Source organism: Lewinella cohaerens DSM 23179, from assembly GCF_000379805.1.
GTDB classification, from domain to species: Bacteria; Bacteroidota; Bacteroidia; order Chitinophagales; family Saprospiraceae; genus Lewinella; species Lewinella cohaerens.
In genome coordinates, this window is sequence record NZ_KB903563.1 from 19,879 (window position 1) to 34,096 (window position 14,218).

The 14,218-nt window shown below is 44.7% G+C and carries 3 protein-coding genes; all 3 read left to right on the forward strand.

The genetic code is table 11. The annotated features are described in order from the left end of the window. Positions 1–111: 111 nt before the first annotated feature. Positions 112–1,653 (forward strand): hypothetical protein, encoded by a 1,542-nt coding sequence (locus tag A3EU_RS0121180; RefSeq protein WP_020538206.1) that lies wholly within the window; start codon positions 112–114, stop codon positions 1,651–1,653. Positions 1,654–2,050: 397 nt separating this feature from the next. Then, positions 2,051–2,512, forward strand: a complete 462-nt coding sequence (locus A3EU_RS0121185; protein ID WP_020538207.1) for a hypothetical protein — start codon at positions 2,051–2,053, stop codon at positions 2,510–2,512. Positions 2,513–3,125: 613 nt separating this feature from the next. Beyond that, positions 3,126–14,218 (forward strand): DUF8202 domain-containing protein (locus A3EU_RS31300; protein ID WP_483805860.1); only part of this gene is annotated, 11,093 nt, incomplete at its 3' end.

A 14,218-nucleotide genomic window follows, 5' to 3' on the forward strand; every position in this document is an offset into this window, starting at 1 on the left:
TTGTCGAATAAATCCATCCCGTAAATTTTACCGATTTTTTAAGAATTGATAGTTGTCCCAGTGACGACTTGATTACTGTTTTTTTATACGACCTACTTTAAAAATAATCACATGGAAAATTTACGCGAACTGGTTTATGTCATAAACCAGAACAGAATGAGTCACATTGAGTTATTAAACACAAAAAAACACAGTAAGTCGAAAGTAAATAAACTCTTTTCTGCCATCAGCAAAGGAGATGTTAATACTGACGAGGAAGCCTTCCATTTACTGTATCCAGATTCAGGTTCCAAAAGCGCGTTTAATAACCTGAAGTCAAAACTGAAGGAAAAGCTTCTGAATACCTTGTTTTTCATTGATCCGTATCAGGCCAATCACTCTGATCGGCAGGTTTCCTTCTTTGAAGCTCATAAAGATTATGCTGCTGCGCAAATACTACTTGCTAAAAATGCTCAAAAATCAGCGATAGGACTGTTAAAGAAATTACTTAAGAAATGTGAATATTTTGAATTTAGTGAACTCAGTCTGATGATCACCAGAGCACTGTGCTTGCACTATAGCACGCGAATTGGTGATGAAAAACGCTATAACTATTATGATAAGAAGAGAACTGCTTATGAAGTTATTACTGGCTTAGAGGGAAAGGCGGAGAAATGCTATGCTCAGATTATCCTGAAATTCGTCAACAAAAAATCTCCTAAACCACACCTTGCAAAGCAGGCCGCACTTTTTTGTGAAGAGCTTATTCCCGAGCTTGAAAAATGTACCTCCTATAAATTTCACCTTTTTACTGCACTGATTCGTCTCTTCCAGTATACCTGCACCAATGATTACCCTGCCACTTTACCCATTTGCGAAGAGGTCATTGGCTTTTTTAAAGATAAACCCTTTGCAGCTAATACCCCTATCCAACTCTGTTATCATCATCAGTTGGTCGCATATATCCAGTTGGAAGATTATGACAATGCCCGCCAGGTTGCAGAACTAAGTCAGCAGCTTACCCAGGATGGGACCTTTAACTGGTTCAATAACCTCGAGTATTTATTTCTATTAGCGATGCATACGGGGAGGTTCCAAGAGGCTTACCAGCTATTCTCCACTGCAATCGATCATAAGCGATTTTCTTTTTTACCTGAGTATGTACAAGAGATGTGGGAAATTTACCAGGCATACCTCCATTTGATGATTGATTTAGGAAAAGTAGAGGCGAATGAAGAGGATAGGAATTTTACTCCTTTTCGTATTCAACGCTTCCTCAATAGCATTCCGCTTTATTCAAAAGATAAGCAGGGCATGAACATTGCGATCCTCGTAGTTCAAATTCTGTTCTATCTACAGAAAGGAAAATATGATCTTAGTATTGATCGTATCGAGACCATCGAAAAATACTGTTCTCGTTATTTAATGACGCCCGAAACTATCCGCTCTTATTATTTTATAAAACTATTATTAGTTATTCCACAAGTAGGTTTCCATCGCACAGCGGTGGAACGCCACACGAAGAAATATCTGGATAAATTGAGAAACGTTAGTAGCGAATTCTCTCAGCAATTTCATAAAATTGAAATTATCCCCTACGAACTACTCTGGGAGACCACCCTTGGTATGCTCGGTCAGACGATCATAAAAGTTCGTCGCCAAAAGAGCGAATAAAATATCCTCATTCTGGGCCTTAAAACTTCTTCCTAGGAGTACCTGTCAACAACCAGCATTGGTCTGTTAAGGCCTTCTTTTCTTACCTATTAATGTGCTTTGTTTTTTATCTGACAAAGTATTAACCTCTTGACTGTCAGTGATTAGTGATTCTTAAAGTAAGTCGATATTGGCTTATTTAAGGTGCTCGTCATTGCTTTGCTGTCTTTGTGTCAGGCTAATAACTGACGAATTTTGAAGTATTCAATATCACAGAAAAGATCATAACCATGAAAAATTTTACACCGTATTCAACAACGAAATTCGCAGCTAGGGTAATTATCGGAGACACGTTTATTCCTTAGTTCTGTGAAACAAATGTCATACCCTGATTCTTAAAAATCCAACTTTAAAAAAAATGAAATTACCAGTATGGACAACAACTACAAAACCTTCTTTTACACTCATTTCTCAAGCGGAAGAAATCATTCCTAGTAAGAAATGGGTAAGTGTTGGAGTGACATTTGGCGACCCACGAAGAAATTGTTCTGGGTCGGGGATATGCCAAATTATGGCAGCAGGGCAAGTAAATCGTCCTGGTTGCCAAGGGACCCGCATTAATGGTTTTTTAAACTTAGTAGATGGTCGGCACTTGCAAGTTATTTTTGATCAAAGGCAACTTTCCTCCCAACAGAAGAAAGAGTGCTTTACAGATACTAAAATGCTTCTTCGAGCTGATTTGTCACTACCCTTAAAGGTTACGATACCCTTAGGGCTTACCGAAAAAGCGGTACTGTCTCCAGGAGAATACCTAATTCACCGAGATGGACATTACCTCTATCATTATGTTCGGTTTCAGAATTTATTTAGAAGAATTTAGTTTTTTGACACTTTTTTTGACTTGAGAAAACTGCAATTTGTTGATAGTCATGCTTTTGTGGTTTTTAAAGAAGATCAAGTTGCTATTTAAAAGGTGCTTCAAAGGGATTTTTTTTATCTGATTATGGGAAGGCGGGGAGTATTTTTGAGTAAGAAATTACCCCGTCTCTTTTTATAAAAGCATAATTCTTCTTTGGTAATTGCTAAGAGTGCGTACTGACTAGAGACGGAATGAATTGTATCACATTAAATTTTTACATCATGAATATATTTAACTTTTTTTATAAGAAAAATCTTAGGCAAAGTCATGCTTTATCAAAGCAGGTTAAACATTTGGGTAGCGAGTTATCTGTTTTTGAATTTTTCCTCATTAAAGATACTTCATAGCTGATATTTAATGGAGGAAGTAATTGTTTTAAACTCGTCTAGATTTTAAAACAATTTGTTATTTTTTCTGTCTGGTTTTACATTTTTTGGTCGATTTTATTTCCTGTGCAGGGGGCGAATACTGCAATTTCTCTACGCTAACAACCTATCGTAGAGCAGTCATAAGTATGTCCCCTGCCAGGTAAATTTTAACTTATTTATTTCTATATCTCGTGAAAAATACGTCTATGAAGACTTCTCTACAAAAAATAAATACAAGGCTAAGCCTTGGTGTTTGCGGCTTATTCCTGATAGGGATAAGTATGTTTTTATTTACTTCTCAACAAGATGAAAACACCCCGAAACGACAATTTCAGCTCGTCTTGGATGCCGTGAATGAAGTAGTGGATATGCCTGAAGTAGGCATACAACTCAGTGCACAACAAAACATGGGGAATACCGAGATCGAATTATTCGATCATTCCGTAATGTTCGCGCAACAAAAGAGCATTACCAAAGTGGTGGGAATTCACCCGGAAAACAATACCCAGTTGGATGCGACCCTAACCTTTCAATACCACGAGAGTGAGCTGAACGGGCTTACGGAAGACCTTCTCGTCCTCTATTCCTCGCAGGATGATGGAGAAACGTGGAAAGCACACCCCAATAGCATCGTTGATACCGAAAATAACTCGATCCACCTCAGTGGTATCGAGCATTTCTCGTTGTGGACGGCCGGGCCGCTTTGTGCACCGGGTGGTGTGACGGCCGACCTCCAATTATGGGTGAAGGCCGATATAGGAACCAGTTCCACCACGAACGGTGCTGCGGTAAGCACCTGGAGTGACCAAAGTGGTAATAGCAATAATATGGTCGTTGCCGCAGCAAACAGAGATCCATTCTACACGGATCCTGCCGTTACCTCCAATTTTAACCCTACCGTAGATTTTGATGGCGCTAATGATGGAATGGAAATTGCTCCTTTTATGACAGGAGTGGAACCTGGAGGTTCCGTTTTTGGAGCAGCTGCCAATAATTCGCCAGGTACTGGTTTCGATAATTTGGTGGTATTTGGAGTAGATAACCCTCACCTGGGAATAGCAGCGTCAAGCGGAAAACCGTTAGGGTACTGTAATGGCTCTTCTCCTATTCGCAATGACCACCCCACTGACCCAGTAGCCGGCCAGTTTCACATCTGGAGTTGGGAATGGGATATGGCCAATGAACCTTCTAATATATCTAGCAACACTGGTTTAGATGTAATTTTTGACGGTCAGGTCAATACGGCCCCAACGATGGAATTACGCGAAAGCAGTTTTGCTAATGGCGCCCCCGCTGCTAATCAATTCCAAATCGGGTCTTATGAAGCGGTTGAAGTATGGGATGGCCCCATTGGAGAGGTAGCAGTTTATAGTCGTAACCTAACGGCTGCTGAAAGTCAAAAAGTTAATACCTATTTCTCCCTGAAGTGGGGAACAACATTGGATAACGACCCTGCTAGTTCTACCATCAATTATGATTATGTTGATTCTGATGGAACAACCATCTGGGGCGGCACAACTGATGCGGCTTACCAGGGCTATCATAATGGTATTGCTGGTATCGGGCAAGATGATGTTTCAGGGCTACTTCAAAAACAAGCTAAATCTGTTAGCTCAGGTAGCGTAGTCGCTATTTATAATGGTGACCAAAGCGGTAGCCTACCTACTGCTAACAGTATGAATACTTCTTCCTTCACAGGAGATAAGACCTTCATGATTTGGGGGCATAATGGAAGTGGCGCTCAGTTCCAGACGGCTTATACACCTAATACCTTCATGCCGGTTGGAACTTATTACCATATGACTCGCGTATGGAAAATTCAGGAGACAGGGCCGGTATCAACTGTAACCATTCACGCCCCTGCCAATACCGATCATATATTGGTACACAACAGTGCCGATTTTAATACGGGAACACCTACAGAATTACCGGTGACAGATGATGGCAACGGTAACCTCGTTGCTATATATGATTTCGCCAACGGAGACTTTTTTACTTTCGGACGAGACATTATCGCACCGGGTTGTGTATCCAGTCTTGCTCTTTGGTTGGATGCTGGTGTTAATGTGACAGAAGCTGGCGGAAATGTAAGTGCTTGGCAGGACCAGGCTACAGGGGTTAATTTTAGCCAAGCCGCAGCAGGGCAACAGCCGGCATTTAGTGCTGGTGATGCCGCTACGAATTTTAATCCGACCCTTACCTTTACCAGAGGTAGCCAGGATGAGTTGGTTACGCCGGATAACTTCATTTTTGAAAATACGGAAGGCACTGTTGTTTCAGCTGTTGCCAATAGTGGCTTCACAGGCTATCAAAGTATTGTCAATATTAACAATGATGATTTTGGCTACGGAACACAAGGCGGAGCCGGAAATATGTACGTATGGGATGAATATACACCTAGTGGGCCAGACGCTGATGTGGCTACCACGGTTAAGTATACACTCAACCAAAACCACATAGCCGGTCTTAGTTATAATAGTGGAGGATATACCCTCTATTTAGATGGTACCACGGAAAACACCGTAATTACTAGTATTTCTCTTGATGTAGGTGCTAATGAAGATGTTACCATTGGCGGCCAGTTAATCGGTAACCAATCCTGGAATGGTAATGTCTACGAAGTAGTAGGCTTTAATAGAGATTTAACTGCAGCTGAAAAGCAGCGTGTAAATACCTACATGGCTATCAAATACGGCGTCACCCTTAGTCATGATTATTTAGCTGGTGATGGTTCTACCGTTCGAGCTTTAGGTGGTGGGTACGATAGCGACATTGCAGGTATCGGTCGTGATGATTGTCAGGCACTCAATCAGCGACAATCAAAATCGATTAACCCAGGTAGTGTTGTCGCTATCTATAATGGTGATCAAAGCGGTGGCTTGCCTGTTAATAATGCCGCCAACGCATCTGCTTTCGGAACGGATAAAGCATTTGTGCTTTGGGGGCATAATGGCCTGGATGCAAAATATGGCACCGCCTATGTACCTAATAGTTATACACCGGTAGGTGGGTATTTTGCAATGAACAGAATCTGGCAAATTGCAGAAACCGGAGATGTCAGTACCGTAACTGTTCACGCACCCGCTAGTGCTAATCATTTATTGGTACATACATCCGCTGACTTTTCTACCGGAACTCCAACAGAAATACTACTTACAGACGATGGTAATGGCAACCTGGTAGCTATCGTTGATCTAGCGGATGGTGAGTTCTTCACCTTCGGGCAGGAATCAAAAGCACCCGGTTGTGTGAATAATGGTTTGAGATTATGGCTAAAAGCAGATGAAGGTTTAACTGCTATCACTAGTGGTATCCAATGGGATGATAAATCAGGAAATGGTTTACACGTCGCACAAACGGTAAACGGTAGAGAAGCCACCTTCAATGCTACTGCCGATGAGGCACATAATTTTCATCCTTTCATCGAGTTTGATGGCGGAGATGCTTTTACAACTGATGCGCAGGTATTACAAAGTGCGAGCAGTGATGGCTCCGTATTTTTTGTCGCAACCTACGATAACCTTGCAGGTTGGGACAGTCCGGTCGATTTCCAGGCAGATGACCCCCACCTAGGGCGTTATGCCGGTACAAATGACCCTGTTATTTGGAACAATGGGTCTTCGCCTGTTTTTGTCCGAGCAACAACCTTGGACATTATCCAAAGCCAAAATCAGGTTTCTGGTTACTTATGGACTTCCGGTACCAATGCTGGTGTAGAAATGACGTTGGATGGAAATTCATTTCTTGACAATACTTTAGACATGGTATCCATTGGGTATACCAGCAATTTGGGTATTGGAGGTTATTTTACAGGAGCGGAAGGTATTAACGGCTCTATGTCTGAGGTCATTATTTACGAAGAGCATTTAACTACTGCTCAAAAAGAACAAGTAGAAACCTATTTGGCCATTAAATATGGTATTACCCTTGCGCATGATTATTTGTCAGGTGGTGGTATTGTAATTTGGGATACAACAACAAATACAGGTTACAACAATAATATCGCAGGTATTGGTCAAGATGATTGCCAAGATCTCCTTCAAAAACAATCAAAATCTGTTAATGCTGGCAGTGTTGTAGCTATGTATATCGGTGATCAAACGGCTGGTGTGCCTACTGATAACGCGGCTAATACCGCTATCTTTAATGACAATGAAAGCTTTATGCTCTGGGGTAATAATGGAGCAGCAACTACCTATACCGAAAATGTTGGCGTTTTAGATATGATGGCTCGCCAATGGCGAGTACAGGAAACGGGTGTTGTTGAAACAGTTACTGTTCGTCCAGATCCTTCTGCCGAATACTTGGTGGTCGATACCGATGGTGATGGCGATTTTAATACAGGTACGCTTACCACGATAGAATTAGATGGTGGTTTAACTACCTATGACTTTGACGACGGTGATTACTTCACCTTTGCACAAGTATCATGTATTGTCAGTACGACCTATGCCTGTTCAGCGGGCGACCCGGTAGATCTGACAAGCCATATTTTGTCTTACCCCGCAGGTGGCACGTGGACAGAAAATACAGCAAGTGGTGCTGATATTTCAGACCCTGCTAGTGTCGATTTTTCTGCGATCCCTGACGGCGATTACGTCTTTAAATACCAGACCGCTGGTCCTGAATGTTACTACGTAAACGTTAAGAAATTATCAACAATACCAGCTCCGGCACTAGACGATATCCTGGTATGTGAAGGTGCTGACGTGACGATCCACGTGCCCTTATTTGATATTCCACAAGAAGAAGCTTTCCATGCTGCTTTTGATGGTCCGCTGACCTATGTAGCGCGTGGCCAATGTACAGGGGGGACGATAGGCACCTGTCCCACAAACAATGAGGCTATAGTAACCGCAGAAGGCCTGACCCTCACCGGTGACTTTACTTCATTAAAGCGAGCTTCTGACTATATATTAAGGTATGCAGGTGGCCTACATTTCATGGATGTCAACAGTGAGTTTTGCGTGGAAACACCGACGATCTCTGTTGCTCCGGGTGATTTAGCTACGCTTTCTGTTGACTTACGCCGTTCTTACGGTTATATGGAGCCGGACGACTATATCCGGGTCTATAGTATTATTGACGGCGTCGAAACCCTGGAACAAGAATATGCAGGACAAATTAGCGCTTATGCACAGACATTTCGTATGACCGGAGTTACCGGTGGTACAGTGGCTATTAAGGTCTGTGTGAAAAGCGGAGACGGCGAGTACGGAATTGGTGGCTATGACGGCCCACTGGAACGTTTCTCCATTGAAGACATGAAAATTGTCATTACCCCCCAATTGCCTACTTATACTTTCTACGATGCGGACCCAGCTGGGGCAGCAAACGTATTAGGAACCGGGTCTAGTTATGATGCAGAAACAACCCCTGGTGAGAGCCCAGAAACGGTATGGGTGACCTGCACCGTTAATGGTTGCGAAAGTGAAGCAGAGCCAGTAGTAATTACGGTATCAGAAGCTACGCAGGCTATGATGGATGGCTCTATAGCTTATTACTGTCCCGGCGGAGCAGGCGTTGATCCTGTTATTAATTTAGAAAATCACGTCATTAATTTTCAGGCCGGAGGGGTTTGGGAAGATATTGATGCTGTAGGTGTCGATCTCAGTGATCCATCTGCTGTTGATTTTACGGGTATTGCAGATGGTGTCTATGGTTTTGAATATCAACTGGATGGCTCCGCACCTTGTGATGGAGAATCTGTTTTAGTGATGATATCCATAGGCCAGGCAGCCGATGATCCGATCATCGAAGATATTGACGTCTGCGAAGGTTCTTCTACCGCTATCGTTCTTCCTATTCCACTCAATGGTGCACAGGTCGCAACCCTTGCTACCTTTGATGGTTCCGCTACTTATGTGGCTCAAGGAGAATGTTCGGGAAGTGATATCGGAACGTGCTCCAACAACGACGAATCTATAATCACCAGCGAAGGCTTGACGTTGTCCGGTGATTTCTCTACCCTTCGTCGTACTTCCGATTATATCCGCCGGATTGGTGGTGAATTGCGCTTCCATGATCTAAACAGTGAGTTTTGTTTAGAAACCCTTACTGCTGGAATAAGTCCAGGAGACGAGGCTACTATTTCGGTTCAACTCAGACGCTCAGGTGGCTACATGGAGGCCGACGATTATATTCGAGTCTACAGTATCATTGATGGTGTGGAAACCTTGGAACAGGAATATGCCGGACAAATCAGTTGGGTAAGTCAAACGTTCCAGAAAACAGGAATTACCGGTAGTTCGGTAGCCCTGAAAGTTTGTGTTAAAAACGGTGATGGCATCTCAGGAATTGGAGGAGTTGACGGGCCGCTGGAACATTACGCTATTGGCGAAATGAGCGTGGTTATTACCCCCGCCTTACCGGAATATCGCTTCTATGATGCCGATCCTGATGCTGGTCCGGCTACCGAACTCGCTACCGGGTTTACTTACGACCCCATGACGACCCCCGTTACCAGCCCGGAAACCATTTGGGTGAAGTACTTCGCCAATGGTTGCGAAAGTGAGGCTGTACCGGTCGTGATTACCGTAGCACCTAATAGTGTTATGCCCATGGACGGCACAATTGCGGACTATTGTCCAGGAGGAGCAGGGGCCGATCCTGTAATTAATTTAGAAAATCAGGTTATTAACTACCAACCAGGAGGAACTTGGACCGATGAGGATGTATCAGGCGTCGACCTTAGTGATCCGGGAGCTGTAGATTTTACTGGAATTGCCGATGGCCTCTATCACTTTACATACGTGGTTGCTGGTACAGCACCTTGTATAGGAGAACCGGTTACCATTATCGTATCGATTGGCGATGTAGCCGATGATCCGATGGTAGAAGATATCAGTTCTTGCGATGGCCAAGCGCCAGCAATTACCTTCCCCTTACCAACGGAAGGTCAGCAGGTACTCTTTAATACCACTTTTGCGGGTGCAAATACTTACGTAGCACAAGGAGAATGCTCCGGCGCTGCAATTGGCACTTGCCCAACAAACAATGAATCTATAATAACGACAGAAGGGCTGACCATTTCTGGCGACTTCTCGACGCTAAAACGTTCTTCGGATTACATCCGCAGAGTGAACGGCGAGATTCGTTTCCACGATGTCAATAGTGAATTCTGTCTGGAAACTCCAGTGAGTGCTATTGCCTCAGGAGATGAAGCAACGATCTCGGTAGACCTACGCCGCTCAGGTGGCTATATGGAGGCCGATGATTACATTCGTGTATACAGTATTATTGATGGAATAGAAACCTTGGAAGCGGAGTATGCGGGGCAGATCAGTTCTGCTACCCAAACTTTCCAGAAAACGGGCATTACAGGTACAACCATAGCCCTCAAGGTCTGCGTCAAAAACGGAGATGGCATGTCTGGTGTTGGCGGTGTCGACGGTCCGATCGAGCATTTTGCGATCGGCGCTATGAACATCACGATCACCCCAGCACTACCAACATACAACTTCTATGATGCCGACCCCGGGGCTGGGCCAGCCACCTTGTTGGCTTCTGGCTTTACGTATCATCCAACAACGACTTCTGCCACTAGCCCAGAGACCATTTGGGTAGAATACGAAGACAACGGTTGCTTGAGTGATGCCGTACCTGTTGTAGTCACGATGGTGGCTAACCCACTAACAGCTATGGATGGCGCCATCGTGCACTACTGCCCAGCTGGGCCAGGAGCCGACCCCGTGATTAACCTGGAAAACTTTGTGATAAACCATCAGCCAGGGGGTACTTGGAGCGATGAGGACGCTTCCGGCGTAAGCCTAGCAGATCCTACGGCAGTTGATGTCAACGGATTAGCGGATGGGCTCTACCACTTTACCTATAGCTTGACTGGAACGGCCCCTTGTGGAGACGAATTAGTAACGATTGTAGTGGCTATTGGAGAAGAGCCAGAGGCTGTTCCTACACTTTCTGCGGCTACACTTGCTAGTGTATGTCCTGCTGTAACAGTTGATCTGAACAGCTTAGTAACCAGTACCACGCCATTAGGTTCTACCTTGGTATGGAGTACAGATAATGATGCCAGTGATGGCTTAAGCACTACCGTAGCAGATCCTACAATGGTCGGCACTGCTGGAGACTATTATGCTTATTATTCAGCTAATGGTTGTTTGACAGATGATACTCCTCCATCAGTTGCAGTTACGATAACGAGTTGTGGCACAGATGCTGATGGTGATGGTTACTTCACAGATGGTTCTGGCCTTGGGCTTGATCCCGACGATGCTGATCCTTGTAATCCAGATCCTGCTAGCTTAGCTTGTGTTGGGATACTAGATACCGACGGTGATTTGGTTGCGGATGTTGATGATCAGGATGATGATAACGATGGCATCTGTGATGACGAAGAAAATGCAACGGTCCGTTTCGTAGAATACAACTACCTGACGGGACAAGTTGATGCGGGCCCTGGGTCTATGACACTGGTACTTAGTGGCGGCGACTTCAACGGACAGACGCTCGGAGCAAACCTCGAAAATGTTGTAGGTGCATTCGAACCGAATGCCATCAATCTGATGAACCCTACTACGGGTGCCATTACGGAATACGATTTCGTTACCGGTGCTATGAAATTGACTTCAGGGGTTACTTCATTTGTCAACGGCCCTTGGGCAGGAGAAACTTACTTGTCTCATAAAGACGATATCATTGATTGCTTTGGCCTGTTTGGCTTAACCTGTTATAATACCGCTACAGATAGAGTATTTGAATACTCTTGGGATACTGGTTTACACAGAGTTGCTGATGGTGCTGCGTCTTTCTCAGGAGGACCTTTTGATGGACAGACGATTGCCAGTAATCTAGCTAATATACTAGGCGCTGGTCCGCTGAATGTAGTTATTCTGCATGATGCTGTTTCGGGAAGATTGTATGAGTACAATTGGTTCTCGGGCAATTACAACAACTACCAAAGTCCAACGACATTTGCAAATGGACCGTTGGCCGGAGAAACCATCTCCAGCCAGATAGGAAATATGGTTGGTGGTGATTGGTTCCAACGAATCATAATAATGCTACCCGCCGACACGGATGGTGATGGCATCATAAACAGCCTCGACCTTGACTCCGACGGAGATGGAATACCTGATAACGTTGAGGCCCAGACCACAGCGGGGTACATAGCACCTTCTGCAACAGTTGACGCCAATGGTGTACCTGATAACTATGGTGGTTGTCTTACGCCGGTTAATACCGACGGTACAGATTTCCCTGACTTTATAGACACCAATAGTGATAACCACGGTGCTGATGACGCCACGGAGTCTGGTAATATTGTATCTAATCCAACCTATGCAGATGTGAACGGAACGCTCGACGATCCAACCACACTCCCTAATGAAGATGGCGATGCAGAAGTAGATTACAGAGATGTATTTGCTGCCGATACCGATGGTGATGGTTATGCAGATATTGATGACGATGATGATGACAACGATGGAATCTGTGATGCCGAAGAAAATATTGGCACCCAGTTCATTGAATATAACTTCAGCACTGGACAAGTGGATGCAGGGCCTGGCCCCGGAGACTTGGTCTTGAGCGGAGGTCCTTACAACGGACAAACATTAGGAGAGAACCTGGATAATATCATTGGCGCCTTCGAACCGAATGCGGTCAATTTGATGAACCCTACCACGGGGGCTATCTCAGAGTACGACTTCATTACTGGCGCGTTAAAGGCAACTTCTGCTACTAGTACTTTTGTCAATGGCCCTTGGGCTGGTCAATCTTATTTGGCACGACGCAATGAAATTATTGATTGTTTTGGAGCCTTTGGTTTGACTTGTTTCAATACGGCAACCAATAGAGTATTCGAATACTCTTGGGATACGGGCTTGTTGAGAACAGGGGATGGTGCGTCATCTACCTTCAATGGTGGACCTTTCGCGGGCCAAGCAATTGCTGCTAACTTAGACAATATTGTGGCCGGAGGACCCGGAAATGTATTAAACGTCTTCAGTAGCAGTACGGGTAGAATCCATGAGTACAATTGGTTCTCGGGTAACTACAATAATATTCAGAGCGGTACCACTTTTGTCAACGGACCCTTAGCCGGGCAAACCTATGCTAGTCAAAAAGACAACATGGTTGGCGGTGATTGGTTCCAGCGGGTTATCTTGAGTATTCCTGCTGATTTAGATGGTGATGGTATCGTTAATCGTCTTGATTTGGATGCTGACGGCGATGGTATTCCTGATAATATAGAAGCACAAACGACCGCAGGCTATATGCCTCCGTCAGCTACTGTAGATGGTAATGGCATACCTGATAACTACGGCGGATGTCTCACTCCAACGAATACAGATGGTACCGATACCCCTGACTATAGAGATATCGATAGCGATAACGAAGGCGGAAGCGATACCGCTGAAGCTGGTTTAATACTCAGTGGTACCGTTGGTAGTAACGGTTTAGATAATAACCTTGAAAGTATCGACGATTATGCTGACGCAAATGGAGATTTGAATGATCCAAATACATTGCCAAATGCAGACAATGACGCAGAAGTAGATTATCGTGATAATTTCTTTGATACCGATACGGATGGTGATGGCATCGGTGATGCGGATGAAATCACGAATACAACAGACGAAAACGATCCATGTGATCCAGTACAAGCTCCTGGCTATACCGGCTATGATGCGGGCAATGCGATCTGGGCTGCTGCTGACTGTGATGGTGATGGTGTAAGCAATGGCCAAGAGGATACCGATGGTTCTGATCCTTACGACCCGAACAGTTTCTTGGATGCCGATGGTGATGGTGTGGCCGACAATGGCGGTGATACCGACCCTACGGATCCTTGTATTCCTATGCAAACGACTGGATATACTGGGTATAACCCAATGAATATTATCTGGGCAACCGCAGACTGTGATGGTGATGGAGTTGCCAATGGTCAGGAAGTGATTGACGGTACAGACCCTTATTTGGCCCCTGGCACGGATGCAGATGGTGATGGTTACTTCACGGATGGTTCCGGTCTGGGTCTTGATCCCGACGATGCTGATCCCTGTAACCCTGACGTCAACTTCGGCGGCTGTGACCAAGACAATGATGGCTTGACCAACGACGAAGAAGTCACCGCTGGTACCGATCCTACCAATCCTGATAGCGACGGCGACGGCTACAACGACGGCGAAGAAGTTACGGGCATCGACGACCTGGGTACCCCTGCGGTAGCAACTGGTACAAGCGACGCTGCGGACCCATGTGATCCTGACATGTCTGCTGGTCTTTGTGATCAAGACGGCGACGGCTTGACCAACGACGAGGAAATCACCGCTGG